Origin of the sequence: Enterococcus sp. AZ063 (assembly GCF_051715045.1) — a bacterium.
Taxonomy (GTDB): domain Bacteria; phylum Bacillota; class Bacilli; order Lactobacillales; family Enterococcaceae; genus Enterococcus_D; species Enterococcus_D casseliflavus.
This window is the reverse complement of record NZ_JBIOTA010000001.1, coordinates 3491560-3506509: the sequence shown is the minus strand read 5'-3', so window position 1 is coordinate 3506509 and position 14950 is coordinate 3491560. Positions and strand designations below refer to the sequence as shown.

Below are 14950 nucleotides of genomic sequence, written 5' to 3'. Positions count from 1 at the left end.
CCTATGAATGTATTGCATATATCAGATATCCATTTTCGAGAAAGTTACCTGCCTTGTGAAGAAGGGTATCAAGGAATGCTGGCAGCCATGCAAAATCCCTTGATTCCTCTTGAAGAGTGTATCCAAGATGCCAAGGCGCGAGCAGCGATCGATTTGGTGGTGATCAGCGGCGATTTGACCGAAGATGGCGCGCCTGCCGATTATGCCTCTTTGAAGCAATATTTAGAAAAAGCCTTTGGCTCAGTGCCCATCGTAGTAACGCTAGGTAATCATGATATCAAACGGCATTTTCGCCAAGGCTGGCAAGGCAAGTCAGTAGAAACCGCCAGTGATACGCCTTTTAATCAAGTCTATGAAACGGAGACATTGGCGATCGTGACTTTCGATAATTCCTGCTATGGCTATGCCGACGGTATCGTAGATGAGCGACAGTTTGAATGGCTGCAAGCCACGCTGGCGCAGCTCAAAGAGAAAAAGATCGTTTTTGTGACGCACCATCATTTGTTGCCCGACCAAGCAAGCACGCCGGCATGGGCCGGTGCCAATCGTTTGGTGGCATTATTGCAGCAGTATCAAATCTCTTGTATTCTCAGTGGACATACCCATCATGCGTTTACGGGAACGATCGCAGGGATTCCTTACTATACTGTGGCAAGTATGTCGTTTGTCGGGGAAGATGAAGGTGATGGAATGGTCCGTTTTGAAGAACGCTATGGATACAATTTGTATCGTTTCGAGGAAGGTGCGCTGGTTCATCAATCCTCAGAAAACTATCGACCGAACCGTGTATTGATGCGGGTCAACATGCAAGGATAAAAAACAGACGTTCCGTCAACGCTGCACTTAGCAGCAGGAAAGGAACGTCTGTTTTTGTGTGAAAAAGGCTTAACTTTGATTGCCAAAGGTTTTGACAACTTCAATCGTGCCGTCGATATGGAAAAACAAGGTATAGTTCTCTTCGGTTTTGATACCGTCAAAGCGGCGAGCATAATACGTGACCGCGTCTTTGAAGGTTTGTGGGGGAACCCCTAAATAATCAGCGCATGCCGCCAATGTTTTGCAGCCTTCTTCAAAACAAGCGATGATATCATAGGGCGTGACCACGATCGCAGAACCAATGTCGCGGGCTTTGCGTTCTTGTTTGCGTTTTTCGTTGGTGTCTTGGGCGGTAATGTCGCCAGCACTGGTCAGATAATGACCGATTTCTTCACCGATGGTGCTCAAGAGGTCTTCTTGTGATTGGTCAGGGTTCAAGTAAATATGGTGATCGATGTACAATCCTTGCTGACCATCAGGCATATTTTTATCGAAAATAAAGTGCAAGTCTGGGTAGGCGGCCATCAGTTCTTCTACTTTATCCATTTCCATCATTCCTTTTGGGCGTGCCGCTGTTTTATAAATTCAATATAGCTGAGGATGTCTTCCATCTGCTCATCGGTGACGTCATCATCAATATGGGCCGCAACGGTTTGAACTTTTGCAGAGGGCGGCGTGAAGCCTGCCGGGACTTGTCTGCCTAATAAAAAATCGGTGGATACTTGAAAAATCTCCGCGAGTTTGACGATGGTCTCGCCATCGGGTTCGTTACGATCATTTTCGAAATGCGAATACGCTGCGCGGGTGATCCCTAGCTGATCTGCGATCTGCTGTTGTGTTTGGTTGGTTCGTAGTCTGAGTGTTCTTAGCCGTTCGCCAAGCATGAGTGATCGCCTCCTTTTTTGTAGTATAGCACGTTAGATATAATTTGTATCTATTTTTGTATTATTTGATATAAAAAATATCACATCAGTTGACGATACGAATCGTATCTTTTATACTGGAAACAGATGATATGAATCGTATCAAAAAGAATGGGGGAGGATCATGGATACATCGATCGTAACAGTTGTCTTGCCGTCACTCATTACTGGTGTACTTACTTATTTGGCTACCCGAGTATCCAGCAAAGCGAATTTGGAACAAACGAATATCGAAAATGCCCAAAAGCTTTACCTAAAATATGAACAGATCAATCAAGAATTGACCCATAAAATCGACCAGTTAGAAGAAGAAGTCCAAAAGACCGCCAAAACCTACCAAGAAGAAGTCTTAGTCTATCAAGGAAAGCTTGCTACTGCCCAAAGCGAGCGGGATTTTTTGCGGGCAGAAAATCAGGTGCTGAAAGAATTACAGCGAGTAAATCAAGTGCCTGTAACGCGTGAAGAAAAGCAACATTCAGCCGTTGGCTAATAGAAAAAAACTGCTTATCCGTCAATAAGCAGTTTTTATTCTTTAATTGATCATTTGTTCATTGACATAGGCGGCATAAAGCGGGTGGTTGTTGATTAATTGTGCATGGGTACCTTGACCAGTAATGGTGCCTTTTTCTATAAAGTAGATTTGGTCAGCATCCACGATGGTCGATAAGCGATGAGCGATCACTAATGTCGTGCGCCCTTCCATTAAATGATCCAACGCCCGCTGGACTTTTTCTTCTGACTGAGAATCTAGGCTGGCGGTCGCTTCATCTAGCATCAGCAGCTTGGGGTCTCGCAAGAATGCTCGAGCGATGGCGATCCGTTGTTTTTGCCCGCCAGATAGTTTGACGCCGCGTTCGCCGATTTGTGTTTCTAGTTTTTCGGGGAACTCTTGGACGAACTGATCGGCATAAGCCAATGCCAGTCCTTGCCACAATTCCTCCTCTGACAGTGTTCGGCCCAATCCGTATTGCAAGTTTTCCCGAATCGTACCAGCAAAGACCGCACTGTCTTGGGAAACATAGCCGATCTGTGCCCGCCAGTTTTGCAGATCAATATCAGCTATCGGCTGATCTCCAATCAGCAAGCGCCCGCTGGTGGGTTCATAAAAGCGTTCCAGTAAAGCAAAAATCGTGGATTTTCCGCCGCCGCTTGGTCCCGCAAAAGCAATCACGGTGTTAGGTTTGGCTTCAAAAGAAATGTTTTGCAAAATCGGCCGTTTGGGATCGTAACTGAAATCGATCTGTTCTGCCCGTAAGACTGCTCCATCGATGGCGGCTTTGGGTGCTGCTTGAATTGGTTCTAGCGGCGTATCCAAAATTTCTTGGATCCGTTCCGTAGCACCCATCGCTTTTTGGACTTGCGAAAAGAACATCGCAAACGTCGTCACAGGCGCAATAATATTAAAGAGATACAGTAGAAAAGCGATCAATGCGCCACTCGTCAAGGTGCCGGCTTGCACACGGATCGCGCCATAACCGAGGATTCCTACGAGTAAGCCCAGCATGGCCGTCGTCATGATTGGCTGCAAAATCGCACTGACTTTCGCATCCTTGACCCCGAGGGTAAAAATTGCCCCAATGTTGCGCCGACCGTTTTCTTGTTCACTGGCTTCTCCGTTGCTGGCTTTGATCAAACGGATCTCTGAGAGTTTTTCGCTGGCATCCGCATTGAAATCGGCGGTCGCTGCTTGCAACTGGCGTCCTAGTTTCGACATGATCTTGCCGATTGGCCACATGATCAAGGTGATCAAAGGCACCGCACTGAACATGATCGCAGCCATCTTCCAGTCCATCAAAAACAAGATGATCATCGAACCGATCAATTGGATCAAGCCAGTGACAAAGCTGGGAAATTGCGAGGTGACTAGTTCTTTGATCACGGAAGTATCATTGACGAGTCGCGAACTGCTTTCCCCCGACTTGTGGTCATCAAAATAGCTGACTGGCAAATGCAGCAGATGTTTCCAAAGACGTTCCCGCAACGTTTTCACTGCACTTTCTCCCACATAGCGCAAGAGAAAGCCGCCTAAAGTCCCTACGCCTAATTGCAGCACAAAGGCTAGAATCAAAACGACCAGCATGGAGGTGCTGAACGTGGGGGTGCCGCTGGCATCGACCAGTGTTTTCGTCAGCTGCGGCACGACCAAACTGGCGGCACTTGTGATCAGGCTAAAGAGCATCCCTAAAAGAAACAAGCCTTTCTTAGGATTGACACTGACGATCAGGTGGATAAAGTCTTTCATTTTAAATTTGTTTTTGTTCACTGTTGGTGTCGTTGTTTCCATTCGTTTTCCTCCGCAGCAAGCAAGATTACTCACCGCTTTTTCTTTTTAATTGGGTGCTATTAGAAATCCTGCCAATCATCTTCGGCTGCTTCGTCTTTAGAAGTGGAAGTCGGTCTTGCTTTGCGGCCTTGTCCAAACCCGTAGGCATCAAAAAAATTGCCTTTTACCCATGTGTACCGTGGATCATTCGCCTCGCTACTATCAAACGGCCCAAACGGCCCAAACGGCTCAAATGGTCGATTGCCAAACATGCCGCGATGTCCAGTAAACGGCATTTGCCGCATGGCTTCCTTGATCTGTTTTTTCATTTGGCGCCGCTCGTCAACGCCCATTTCTTGCCAAGTATCTTTCATTTGTTGCCTCATTTTTCGACGCTCGTCATTCGTCATTTCCTGCCAATTTCCGCCCCATTGCTTCATCATTTCTTCCCGAATCTCTTGCATGGCTTGCAAACGATCCATTGGGTCAATAAAGCGTTGTGCCTGCTGTTGGAAGTCCGTCTCCCACCCAGCGGCGATGTTTTCAAGCAGACGAGCAAACTCGGTTTGATCCTCCTCTGAGAGCCCAGCAAAAAACGACTGACTGCTGGTGGCTTCTTTTTGTGCTAGTAATTTTTCCGCTTTTTTTCTTCCAGTTTCTGTCAGGTAGATTCGTTTGATCCGTTTGTCAGCAGCATCTTCTTTGCGCTGAATATCGCCACTATTTTCCATTTTCTTCAATAGTTCCGCTAGAGAGCTTGGCCGCAGGTCTAAGACTTCTGCAAGATAACTTTGCACCAAGCCGTCTTCTAAATTTAAAACGGCCAGGACACGTTGCTGTCCAGAAAGGCGCTGGTTGTTTTGACTCATAAAGGCATTGCTGGCTTCGCTGATAAAACGAAGCTGTTTCATTAAGTGGTCGGTCATTGTACTCATGGTGTACACTCCTTTTGGTTCATCGTTCGGTACCTAACGATATCGATGAGTTGATTATAGTTCGGTACCGAACGAATGTCAATAAGAAGCAGCTGAGATTTTTTTCTAACAAAAAGTAAGCAGAATGATTGACTTACTAAAAGTAAGTTTGGTATGCTGAGTCCATCGTTAAAGAAACCACAACAAAAGGAGTACAAAAGAATGGTCTTTGGATTTGGGAAAAAAGAACAAATAATTGAAAAAGAAGTAATTAAAGAGGTGTATCGCACCCCTGAAAAGAAAAAAGCGCAAAAAATCGGGATCATCGTTGGCAGTACGAGAGAAGGCCGCGTGAGTCCGCAAGTAGCCAATTATGTTTTACAAACAGCACGCGCGCATAGCGACCGCTCGTTTGAAATCATTGATATCAAAGACTATGACTTGCCATTTATGGGTACAGGTGAAGTGAACCAAGCGTGGAACGAAAAAATCGCTGAGTTAGACGGCTACCTCTTCATCGTACAAGAATACAATCATGGCATATCAGCTTCCTTGAAAAATGCGTTGGACAGCGCTCGAGAGGAATGGTTCAACAAAGCAGCAGCGATCGTCAGCTATGGTTCGGCAGGAGGGATTCGTGCCGCTGAGCAAGTTCGCTTGATTTTGGCGGAACAAAAAGTAGCCACGGTGCGCACCAATCCTGCCTTCAACTTATTTACTGATTTTGAAAACTTTACCACCTTTACCCCTGGCGAGCATATGACTGCAGGAATGAACGACATGTTGACGGAATTATTGGACTGGGCAGACACATTTGCCAATCGTTAAAAAAACAAACGAAAACAATCTTAGGAGGAACCTATCATGAAATTTGGTATTATTTTAGGCAGTACAAGAGAAGGACGCGTAAGTCCGCAAGTCGGAGCATATATTCAAGAAATTGCTACTCAACGGTCAGAGCATCAGTTTGAGATCGTTGATGTAAAGGCATTTGATTTACCGTTTATGGGAACGGCTGAGCCAAACATGGCGTGGAACAAAAAAATCGCTGAGTTAGATGGCTATATCTTCATCGTACAAGAATACAACCACGGTTTTGCGGCTTCCTTGAAAAATGCCGTAGATTCTGCCCGGGAAGAATGGTTTGATAAAGCTGCTGGGATCGTCAGCTACGGTTCTGGCGGTGGGATTCGGGCCGCTGAACAATTGCGCAACGTATTAGCTGAACAAAAAGTTGCCACCGTGCGGACCAACCCAGCCTTCAACTTATTTACTGATTTTGAAAATTTCAGTACCTTCAAACCCGGTGCGCACATGGCTGCGGGTGTCAATGATATGCTAGATGAATTGTTGTTGTGGTCAAAAGCTTTTGCCACGATTCGCTGATCTGTTTTCAAGACACAATCATTTATAAGCGATCCTTTGCTGTTTCATCCCATGGATGGAACAGCTTTTTTGGCGTCTGCCAATCAAGGGTTCGATTGGCAAGGGTGTTTCACTGAAAGAAAGACCAAAAATCGGGTATACTAGAAGAACAGAAGATGCGGGCAACTGCGTTCGATTTTTCCAAAAACGAGCACGCAACCAGTAACAGAGGAGTGAACAAGAGCATGAATCTACTTTTTGCGATTGATGATCGATTCAGCGAACAATTAAAAACAACGTTATATTCAATCAAACGTCATACGACAGCAGCATCTTTCGATGTCTATGTCTTACAAGAAAAAGAATTGAAACAAGGTGTAGAGCTGGAGGCCTTTTGTCAAAAATTGGCGATGACCTATCATCCCGTCATCATCGGTTCTGGCTCGATTTTTAAAACGGCGCCAGTCAGTGACCGCTATCCAGAGTCGATCTACTATCGATTATTGGCACAAAATTACTTGCCGCAGCAAGTGGAAAAAATCCTGTATCTGGATGCGGATATTTTGTGCATCAATGATTTGCGCCCCTTGTATGAGCTGACGTTAGGGAATTTTCTGTATGCCGCCGCCAGCCATTCTAAGCTGACAGAAGTGACGACGGTCATCAATAAAGTCCGGTTGCGCAATTATGAGTCGGAAGGCTACTATAATTCAGGCGTTTTGCTGATGAACGTGCAACAGCTGCGGCAAGAGGTCAAAGAAACAGAGATCGCTGCGTTCATTGAGAAAAATCATTTGAACCTCTTTTTGCCAGATCAAGACATTTTGAATGGGTTATATGGCGATCGGGTGCTGGCGATTCCTGATCAGCTCTATAACTATGATGTACGGAAAAACCGTACGTATGAGACGATTAGCCTAGGGGAATGGAGTTTGGATTGGGTCATCGAACATACCGTTCTGCTGCATTTTTGCGGCAAAGAGAAACCATGGAAAAAAGGCTATCGCAGCCGCTACGGGGCGCTATACAAATATGTAGAAAATGAACGCCGGAAGTTTGAAGAGGAACAATCAAAGAGCGTATGATTAAAAAAGCTTTACTTGGACAAAAGACAAGTAAAGCTTTTTTTTCGATCATTTTTTGAAGGGAATTCTTGTAAAATCAAGTAGACGCATCTAGTTTGTTTCCGCATCGATAAGGAAACACCTTGTGTTCAAAAAGAAAGCGCTATCTATTATGATGGCATTATCAACCCATTGCCATGCTAAATCAGGTTAGCAACTGTTTTATTCAAATCAGTTCTACACCAACATTTAGCAGCTACTGAACATAGATAGTGAAATTGAGTGTAATCGTTAAGGAGGAAAACTATATGAAAAAAGCATTAATCATCTGTGCAGGCGGTATGTCTTCATCGGTCATTGCCAAAAAAACGACGGAATATTTTAAAGAGCGAGGAAAAGAAATTGAACTAGATGCAACGTCTGCCTCTCAAGGAGCAGCCACGATCGCCAAAGATGAATACGACTTATACTTAGTCAGCCCGCAAACCAAAATGTACTTTGCGAATCTTGAAAAAGCTGCCATCAAGTACCAGCGACCCATCGTAAATATTCCGCCCCAAGCCTATGTACCGATACCAATGGGCATTGAAAAATTAGCTGCTGTAGTAGAACAAAATATCAAATAGCAGTTCAAAGCAGTTCAAATAAGTAGCTAGATGAAAATAGGTTGATGAAAAAGGTTGATGAATAATGTTGAGTAAAAAAGAAATCATCATGCTAAAGATGCTCTATCAAAACCGCAACACATACACTAGCAGCAAACAGATCGCAAAGCAACTGGGGGTCTCGGATCGGACTGCTCGTAAGTACGTTCAAGGTCTGGGCCTTATCCTGAAGAACCATAAGGTTGGTCAAATTTGTGCCAAGCAAGGGCAGGGCTATCGGCTGAACATCACCGACCAGCGTTCCTTTGATCGTTTTTATACAGAGAAAACCAACACCAGACCAACAGCTGCCGACCTTACGACGATCAATGAAGCCAATGACCGCCAATATTTTGTGTTAAATCAATTGTTATTTGGGCAAAAGCCTGTTTTTGTTGATGACTTGGCGGCGGATCTATGTGTTTCTCGTTCAACGATTTCCAACGACATCGTTGAAATCAAGCAATTATTAAAGCCTTATACGATCGAGTTGAAACATCGAACCAGTCAAGGCATTTATGTTGAAGGATCTGAAAACAGTCTGCGGCATTTCATCATGAATTACTTTTTCATGAATCGCCTGCAAGACAATCTGTATGCATTCTCAATGTACAAACATCTATTAGAGGGGATAGCGATCGAGGAAATCGTGATCATCGTTTTGGACACCTGTCGTAAATACTTTTTGAAACTCTCTGATTTTATGATCTATACGATCGTCCTGCATATAGGCTTAGCGATAAAACGGCTGCAGGCGGGCTTTGAGATCCAGCTGCATCCGCAGGATCCTGAATTGGAACAAGAAGCAGAATACCAGTCGGCTATAGAGATCGTTGAGAAGATCCGCCAACAGATGGGCATTGCTTTGCCGCCAGAAGAGGCTTTTTATATCGCCATTCACTTAAAAAACAAACTAGTTTCCGAAACTATCCGTGAACAAATCGATTTAGATGACAACGAGGTCAAACAGCAGCTCTTAGCTGTTTTGCATAAAATCGATCAAGAAACCGGCTTTTGCTTAGCCGAAGATCCATTGTTGATAGAAGGGCTGATGATGCATATCACCCCCTTATTGCAACGATTGAATAACGGTACGAGTATGGAAAATCCTTTGTTAGAGACCATCAAAAAAGATTACAGTGACTTTTTTCAGCTAACGATTCGGCATTTTTCTGATGTTCCCTTCTTTGCCTCCTATAAAGTGACCGAAGGAGAGCTCGCCTACTTGACGATCCATTTAACTGCTGCGATGGAACGCTTAGCGAATCAACAAAAAGCCAAGGTCTTAGTGATCTGTGCAACAGGAATCGGTAGTTCGCAAATGTTAAAAAATCGTTTGGAACACGAACTTGGTTCAAAAATCGTGATTGAAGATATGATCAGTTATTACGAAATCAGTGAACAAAAACTAGCAGGGATCGATTTGATCATCTCGTCCATCAAAGTACCAGATGTGGTTTTAAATATCCCCATCGTCACCGTCAGTGTCTTTTTAGATAAAAAAGATATCCAAAAAATCAATCGCCAGTTGCAGCAATATAAAATCAAAAAACAGTATGGCAGCATACTGAAACAACAGCCGAAATCTTTATCTGACAAAGAGCGGGAATTGATTGAGACCAGCTTTCACTCAGAACTTTTTCTGCGGATAGAGGAAGAGACTGACAAAGCGACTGTTATGGATCAGTTGCTGACAAAAATTGAAGACTTGGAAAAACGCTCAGTGAAAGAAGCGCTAGGTAAGCAGCTTGCTTTGCGGGAAGCCTATAGTTCAGTCGCTTTTTCTGATCATTTGGCGGTGGCACACCCCATTGAACCAATTACCAATGATGCGTATGCCGCCGTTGCTATTGTGAAAAATGGCATAAAATGGGATGACGAGCATGACCAGATCCAGCTGATTTTCTTGCTTTCTCCAGATCGATTGGGGCAAGTGGAATTGAATAAAATCAGTCAACTGTTAGTACCCATTATTGAAAATGAGTCATTTAGAGATGCACTCATAGCAAGTGGTGATTTTGAACATTTTATGAAATGTTTTATTGGGTATCACCTAGAAGCACATATATAGCACATGTAAGGGAGAAAGAACAATGGAATCAGAAAAATTACAAGAGACCGCTTTTCAAATCATTCTTAGCAGCGGGGATGCCCGGACGATCGTTCATGAAGCCTTTCAAGCGATGCGCCAAGGGACTTTTGATACAGCACAAGCAAAACTGGATCAAGCAAATGAAGCGTTAGTAGAGGCCCATAAGGCACAGACTGGCTTATTACAAGAATACGCCAGCGGTGAAAAAATCGACATGGAGATCATCATGGTCCATGCACAAGATCACTTGATGACAACGATGACTTTACGAGAAGTGGCGATTGAAATGCTGGCGTTATACCAGCGAGAGCGGTAGAAAGGAAGGGAACAAATGACCAATCAAGAACAACAGAAAAAAATGGCAGAAAAAAATTTTCGGTTTAATCGCTTTTTATTTCTAAGGTATGTATTAGCAGTGTTTTTCTTTGCAAATCTTTATTGGTTATTGGCTGCGATTGCCAGCAATGCCCTACTCTTGATTCTTCCGCTGTCGCTGTTGGTTTTGGCTATTTTGGCAATTGGAGAATACGTGCGTCTTTATGGCAACCACTCAGAGCAAATAGCAGAAAACCTACGATGGACGTGCTTGTTTTATCTTTGTCAACTGACGATGAATCTCCTTTTATACGTCGTTTGTTTCTTTTCTCCTCTGTTTTCATTCGTTTTTCCTTTTCTTGATAATACACTGATCAATCGAGGGGTTCTTGCGCTCTGGCTGGGTGTGGGATTGACATTAGCTGCGTTATGTTTGCAACGTGTCAATAAGATCCGCCGCAAAAAAGATACGTATTACGGATATATCAAAGAATACAAAAAACTCATTGAAGGGAAGTAGTTACAATATGGAACAATCAAATAGCAAGTTGTTCAGTCTCTTAGAAACGGCTGTCATGGGTCCGTTAGGAAAAGTGGCACAGTTCAAAATCGTACGTGCCATCATGGCTGCTGGGATGGCTTCGATTCCTTTTACGATCGTTGGCTCGATGTTTTTAGTTATCAATGTGCTGCCGCAGACCTTTACCTTTTTAGAAGATTTCTTCAATAATACTTTTTTCAGAGTCAGTGATTTGTATATGCTGGCAAACAGCACGACAATGGGACTTTTGGCCTTATATTTTTGTATCGTCCTCGGCTATGAATACACCAAGATCTATGCGGAAGAAGAAGAGCTGGATCTTGCCCCTATGAGTGGGGCGTTACTATCGATGTTTGCCTTTTTCATGTCGATCCCACAATTGATGATCGTGGATGGCAGCATGTCACGAATCACCGATCAAGAAAATGCCATCATCAATGGCTGGGCGATCGGTGGCGACGGGGTGGAGCGTTTAGGAACGACCGGGATATTTACCGGTATTATCATGGCGGTGTTGGCTGTTCAGTTGTACCGCTTGTGTGTAACGAAAAAATGGGTCATCAAAATGCCTGAAGAAGTCCCATTAGGTGTTGCCCGTGCCTTTACAGCATTGATTCCCGCTTTTGTTGTGGCCTTCACGGTCCTTATCATCAATGGCGCATTAGTTGCAGCAGGAACGGATATTTTCCAAATCATTGCGGTACCTTTTGGGTTTGTTACCAATTTGACCAACAGTTGGTTAGGGTTGATGGTGATTTACTTTTTAGTCAGTGCATTATGGTTAGTAGGGATTCATGGTGCAAATATCATTTTCTCTGTCTTGACACCGATCACCTTAGGAAATTTGACAGCGAATGCCGAAGGCGCCAACTTTGCATTAGCAGGCGAGTTTAACAATGCGTATGTGACTGTTGGCGGTTCTGGGGCAACATTAGGACTTGCTTTATTCTTGGTTTATCTGGCAAAATCAAAACAATTGAGAGTGTTAGGAAAAGCTTCGATCATTCCAGCATTATTCAATATTAACGAGCCGTTGATTTTCGGGATTCCTTTGATTTATAATCCTTTCTTAGCGATTCCCTTTTTCTTAGCACCGATGGCATCCGCATCGATTGCCTATTTTGCGATCGAATTGGAGATCATTCGACCGATGATCGCCCAAATGCCATGGCCTTCTCCAATCGGCATCGGCGCATTCATTGGAAGTGGAGGCGATTGGAAAGCCGCAGTTTGTGCGTTCTTATGTGCAGGGGTTGCCTTTTTGATCTACTTCCCATTCGCTCGTTCTTATGATGCAGGCCTAGTCAAGCAAGAAGCCCAAGAAGGGGAGCAAGCAGCATAAATTGAAAGGAACAAGAAAGAAACGTCCACACGGGCGTTTCTTTTTTTAAGCGTTCTATTCTGCTTTTTTTCGATTCGATGGTACGATTAAATGAGAGAGTCATGAAAAAAAGAAGGAGTGGAGAACATGAAATTTTTGATTTGGCTGGTCTGTGTGATCGGCATCGAAGCAACAGGAATCATCTCGAGTTTGTTTGCAGGAGACATCGCTGGAACGTATGCGCAAATGGAAAAACCCTTTTTAGCCCCTCCTGGTGGGATCATTGGGATCGTTTGGACGATTTTGTATGCCTTTATGGGAACAGCGTTGTATCTGTTGATCGTAGCCAAAGTCAATCCAGCGCTTAAAAAGAATGCCTATATCTTCTTTGCGATCCAGCAAGTACTAAACTTCTTGTGGAGTATCGTTTTCTTTGGCTGGAATGCTTACTGGGCAGGAACGGTCATTATTGTCTTGTTAGTCCTATCAGTGATTATTTGTATGATCCTCTTTGCTCGCATCAACAAAAAAGCAATGTACTTGTTTATTCCTTATTTGATTTGGTGTCTGTACGCAGGCTACTTAACGATTGGCTTAACTTTATTGAATGCCTGATAGAAAAACCCTCTTCCAAACGTCGTGTTGGAAGAGGGTTTTTTCTTTTAGATATAGTCTTCAGTCAATTCCATAAAGCTGGCAACATCTTTTAGGACCATGTCGATCCCTGCTTGCCAGAAGTCTGGTTTTGTTAAATCAACACCAAGGTGCTTTTGCGCCAGTTCTTCCGTCGTCATTGAAGCAGTATCTTGCAATAAAGCAATGTATTCTTCTTCAAAGCTAGACCCTTTTTCATTGGCATACGCGTAGATCCCCATGCTAAAGAGGTAACCAAAGGTGTAAGGGAAGTTGTAGAATGGCACATCATCAATAAAGAAGTGCAATTTGGCTGCCCAGAAATGCGGGTGATAAGTCGCTAACCCATCCGCATAGCTTTCTTTTTGCGCCGCTGTCATCATTTCCGTAATTTGTTCCGCTGAAACCAAGCCCTTTTGACGAGCTTGATAGAAGCTGTTTTCAAAAATAAAGCGTGCGTGGATGTTCATGAACATCGCGATCGCATTTTGCATTTTGGCATCCAATAGATTGATTTTTTCTTCCTTCGTTGTCGCTTCTTTGAGGGTTGCATCAGCAACGATCAATTCAGCAAAGGTACTTGCTGTTTCGGCAACATTCATGGCATAGTTGCGGTTTAATTCTGGTAGCTCCCAAAGAACGCTGCTGTGAAACGCGTGACCTAACTCATGGGCAAGCGTCGCTACTTCGTTGACTGAATTGCTGTAGGTCATGAAAATACGTGACTCTTTGGTTTCTGGCAAGCTGGTGCAATAGCCGCCAGGACGTTTGCCAGGACGATCTTCTGCTTCGATCCAGCTTTTTTCAAAAGCAACTTGGGCAAAGTCAGCCATTTTCGGACTGAACTTACGGAAGTTGGTCAAAATAAAGTCAGCTGCTTCATCAAAGGTGTAGGTTCTTTCTTCCATGTCCCCAAGGATGATCGGCGCATCTTGATCTTGCCATTCCATTTTTTCTTTGCCGAAAAGCTGGGCTTTGCGGGTCAAGAAATCAACGATCGGCTGTTTGTTCTTTTGGATCGTGCCCCACATAGCATCCAATGTCGCTTTTTGCAGACGATTGTATTCTAATGGTTCTTTCAAGTAATCAGTGACCCCGTGAAGCTTGAAGGTAGAAAGGCGGAAGCCGTCTAAATGGTTCAAGGTATCTGCAAAGAGGTCTTCTTTTTCTGCCCAAGTCTTTTCCCAAGTGTCAAATAAACGTGCACGAACTTCTGGATCTGGATCACCCATCATTTTATTGAAGGCTTGACCAGCGGACAAGTTGATCGTCGTGCCGTCTTCTTGAAGGAAAGGAATTTCGATCGAGGCAACGATCGTATCATAATGTTGGCTCCAAGCATTTAAGCCATCTAAATTTAACGTGTTGATGATGGTTTCTTCTGCTTCAGATAACAATTCTTTGCCGTCGCGACGAATTTCGCTTAGACGAAAGGCGATTGGTGCTAAGTTTTCCGCTGTAAGTAACGCAGTCCAATCATCCTCAGAAATTTCTGTCAATTTTTTCGAGAAAACGGTTTGTGCTGCTTGCAGTGCTGGCAGTTTTGCGTAGAGGTCGCCAGTCAGGATTTTGGCTTTGCTGTCGTTGACATTCGCTGAAAGCAAGGCATTGATAAAGCTGCCACATTGTGAAAATCCTTGATTGATTGTGCCAGAAAGTTCGATTAATTCCTCTAATTTTGTCGCATTGTCTGTAGCGTTTGGTACCCAAGCGTCAACTTTTTCACGGTAAGTTTTGATTTCTTCTTCCAGCTGGCTCATGCGTTCTTTTAATTGAACAGAATCACTGCCTCCTGGAAAAATTGTTTCTAGATCCCAATTGATTGAATAGGTCATTCCTATCAAACCCCTTTCTTTTCCTACGATCTTATTAAGTATAGCATAGCCACGTTTAGTCGCAACCATCGGATTTTTTTAATCAAAAAGGAAAGCTGTTGGTTGAAAAAGTTCTTTTCTTTCGTAAACTTTTCCTGCATTGGTCGGGGACGTCAAAATTAAAGAAAAGAACAAAATCGATCATTTTTTCATTCTCATCAAATTCTTATTTAAAAATTGCTGAA

At 43.7% G+C, this 14950-nt stretch carries 16 protein-coding genes; 11 read left to right on the top strand and 5 right to left on the bottom strand.

Annotated features, from left to right (window positions below; all coding sequences use genetic code 11):
• The first annotated feature begins 3 nt into the window (after positions 1-3).
• Positions 4-816 (top strand): metallophosphoesterase family protein, encoded by an 813-nt coding sequence (locus IGK61_RS16550; protein ID WP_010748973.1) that lies wholly within the window; start codon positions 4-6, stop codon positions 814-816.
• Positions 817-885: 69 nt separating this feature from the next.
• On the opposite strand, the gene IGK61_RS16545 is transcribed toward IGK61_RS16550, so the two are convergent.
• Both IGK61_RS16545 and IGK61_RS16540 read right to left on the bottom strand, forming a co-directional pair.
• The gene (locus tag IGK61_RS16545; protein WP_074536478.1) at positions 886-1362 is read right to left on the bottom strand and encodes an ImmA/IrrE family metallo-endopeptidase; all 477 of its coding nucleotides are present in this window, start codon (positions 1360-1362) and stop codon (positions 886-888) included.
• 5 nt (positions 1363-1367) lie between these two features.
• The gene (locus IGK61_RS16540; RefSeq protein ID WP_005230670.1) at positions 1368-1700 is read right to left on the bottom strand and encodes a helix-turn-helix domain-containing protein; all 333 of its coding nucleotides are present in this window, start codon (positions 1698-1700) and stop codon (positions 1368-1370) included.
• Between the two features lie 163 nt (positions 1701-1863).
• Here IGK61_RS16540 and IGK61_RS16535 point away from each other — a divergent pair, with 163 nt between their 5' ends.
• Complete coding sequence (locus IGK61_RS16535; RefSeq protein ID WP_074536479.1) at positions 1864-2229, top strand: hypothetical protein; 366 nt, start codon at positions 1864-1866, stop codon at positions 2227-2229.
• 42 nt (positions 2230-2271) lie between these two features.
• Here the strand turns inward: IGK61_RS16535 and IGK61_RS16530 are convergent, their stop codons facing one another.
• Positions 2272-4023, bottom strand: coding sequence for an ABC transporter ATP-binding protein (locus IGK61_RS16530; RefSeq protein WP_016608470.1), 1752 nt, complete (start codon positions 4021-4023; stop codon positions 2272-2274).
• A 59-nt stretch (positions 4024-4082) separates the two neighbouring features.
• Positions 4083-4937, bottom strand: coding sequence for a MarR family transcriptional regulator (locus IGK61_RS16525; RefSeq protein ID WP_074536480.1), 855 nt, complete (start codon positions 4935-4937; stop codon positions 4083-4085).
• A gap of 201 nt (positions 4938-5138) precedes the next feature.
• On the opposite strand from IGK61_RS16525, the gene IGK61_RS16520 reads away from it, so the two are divergent.
• From IGK61_RS16520 to IGK61_RS16480, 9 genes are all read left to right on the top strand, one after another.
• Positions 5139-5744 carry an NADPH-dependent FMN reductase gene (locus tag IGK61_RS16520; RefSeq protein WP_074536481.1) on the top strand — a complete coding sequence of 202 codons (606 nt, stop codon included), beginning with the start codon at positions 5139-5141 and terminating at the stop codon, positions 5742-5744.
• Positions 5745-5780: 36 nt separating this feature from the next.
• A complete protein-coding gene (locus tag IGK61_RS16515; protein WP_005233313.1) occupies positions 5781-6302 on the top strand; it encodes an NADPH-dependent FMN reductase in 522 nt (173 codons plus the stop codon).
• 224 nt (positions 6303-6526) lie between these two features.
• Positions 6527-7366 carry a glycosyltransferase family 8 protein gene (locus IGK61_RS16510; RefSeq protein WP_074536482.1) on the top strand — a complete coding sequence of 280 codons (840 nt, stop codon included), beginning with the start codon at positions 6527-6529 and terminating at the stop codon, positions 7364-7366.
• A gap of 287 nt (positions 7367-7653) precedes the next feature.
• Positions 7654-7971 (top strand): PTS cellobiose transporter subunit IIB, encoded by a 318-nt coding sequence (locus IGK61_RS16505; protein WP_008380187.1) that lies wholly within the window; start codon positions 7654-7656, stop codon positions 7969-7971.
• A gap of 64 nt (positions 7972-8035) precedes the next feature.
• A complete protein-coding gene (locus IGK61_RS16500; protein WP_074536483.1) occupies positions 8036-10060 on the top strand; it encodes a BglG family transcription antiterminator in 2025 nt (674 codons plus the stop codon).
• Positions 10061-10082: 22 nt separating this feature from the next.
• Positions 10083-10397, top strand: a complete 315-nt coding sequence (locus IGK61_RS16495; protein WP_074536484.1) for a PTS cellobiose transporter subunit IIA — start codon at positions 10083-10085, stop codon at positions 10395-10397.
• A 15-nt stretch (positions 10398-10412) separates the two neighbouring features.
• Positions 10413-10916 carry a hypothetical protein gene (locus IGK61_RS16490; protein WP_074536485.1) on the top strand — a complete coding sequence of 168 codons (504 nt, stop codon included), beginning with the start codon at positions 10413-10415 and terminating at the stop codon, positions 10914-10916.
• A 7-nt stretch (positions 10917-10923) separates the two neighbouring features.
• Positions 10924-12279 carry a PTS cellobiose transporter subunit IIC gene (gene celB, locus IGK61_RS16485; RefSeq protein WP_015510511.1) on the top strand — a complete coding sequence of 452 codons (1356 nt, stop codon included), beginning with the start codon at positions 10924-10926 and terminating at the stop codon, positions 12277-12279.
• A 126-nt stretch (positions 12280-12405) separates the two neighbouring features.
• Positions 12406-12873 carry a TspO/MBR family protein gene (locus tag IGK61_RS16480; protein ID WP_438844966.1) on the top strand — a complete coding sequence of 156 codons (468 nt, stop codon included), beginning with the start codon at positions 12406-12408 and terminating at the stop codon, positions 12871-12873.
• Positions 12874-12920: 47 nt separating this feature from the next.
• Here IGK61_RS16480 and IGK61_RS16475 read toward each other — a convergent pair whose 3' ends face one another.
• Entirely contained in the window at positions 12921-14726 is a 1806-nt protein-coding gene (locus tag IGK61_RS16475) for a M3 family oligoendopeptidase (protein ID WP_074536486.1), read from the bottom strand.
• Positions 14727-14950: the final 224 nt, after the last annotated feature.

What these genes read in the sequence shown, in the direction of transcription:
- IGK61_RS16550 (WP_010748973.1), top strand. Translation starts at nt 4, where the DNA reads ATGAATGTATTGCATATATCAGATATCCATTTTCGAGAAAGTTACCTG.
- IGK61_RS16545 (WP_074536478.1), bottom strand. Translation starts at nt 1,362, where the DNA reads ATGGATAAAGTAGAAGAACTGATGGCCGCCTACCCAGACTTGCACTTT.
- IGK61_RS16540 (WP_005230670.1), bottom strand. Translation starts at nt 1,700, where the DNA reads ATGCTTGGCGAACGGCTAAGAACACTCAGACTACGAACCAACCAAACA.
- IGK61_RS16535 (WP_074536479.1), top strand. Translation starts at nt 1,864, where the DNA reads ATGGATACATCGATCGTAACAGTTGTCTTGCCGTCACTCATTACTGGT.
- IGK61_RS16530 (WP_016608470.1), bottom strand. Translation starts at nt 4,023, where the DNA reads ATGGAAACAACGACACCAACAGTGAACAAAAACAAATTTAAAATGAAA.
- IGK61_RS16525 (WP_074536480.1), bottom strand. Translation starts at nt 4,937, where the DNA reads ATGAGTACAATGACCGACCACTTAATGAAACAGCTTCGTTTTATCAGC.
- IGK61_RS16520 (WP_074536481.1), top strand. Translation starts at nt 5,139, where the DNA reads ATGGTCTTTGGATTTGGGAAAAAAGAACAAATAATTGAAAAAGAAGTA.
- IGK61_RS16515 (WP_005233313.1), top strand. Translation starts at nt 5,781, where the DNA reads ATGAAATTTGGTATTATTTTAGGCAGTACAAGAGAAGGACGCGTAAGT.
- IGK61_RS16510 (WP_074536482.1), top strand. Translation starts at nt 6,527, where the DNA reads ATGAATCTACTTTTTGCGATTGATGATCGATTCAGCGAACAATTAAAA.
- IGK61_RS16505 (WP_008380187.1), top strand. Translation starts at nt 7,654, where the DNA reads ATGAAAAAAGCATTAATCATCTGTGCAGGCGGTATGTCTTCATCGGTC.
- IGK61_RS16500 (WP_074536483.1), top strand. Translation starts at nt 8,036, where the DNA reads ATGTTGAGTAAAAAAGAAATCATCATGCTAAAGATGCTCTATCAAAAC.
- IGK61_RS16495 (WP_074536484.1), top strand. Translation starts at nt 10,083, where the DNA reads ATGGAATCAGAAAAATTACAAGAGACCGCTTTTCAAATCATTCTTAGC.
- IGK61_RS16490 (WP_074536485.1), top strand. Translation starts at nt 10,413, where the DNA reads ATGACCAATCAAGAACAACAGAAAAAAATGGCAGAAAAAAATTTTCGG.
- celB (WP_015510511.1), top strand. Translation starts at nt 10,924, where the DNA reads ATGGAACAATCAAATAGCAAGTTGTTCAGTCTCTTAGAAACGGCTGTC.
- IGK61_RS16480 (WP_438844966.1), top strand. Translation starts at nt 12,406, where the DNA reads ATGAAATTTTTGATTTGGCTGGTCTGTGTGATCGGCATCGAAGCAACA.
- IGK61_RS16475 (WP_074536486.1), bottom strand. Translation starts at nt 14,726, where the DNA reads ATGACCTATTCAATCAATTGGGATCTAGAAACAATTTTTCCAGGAGGC.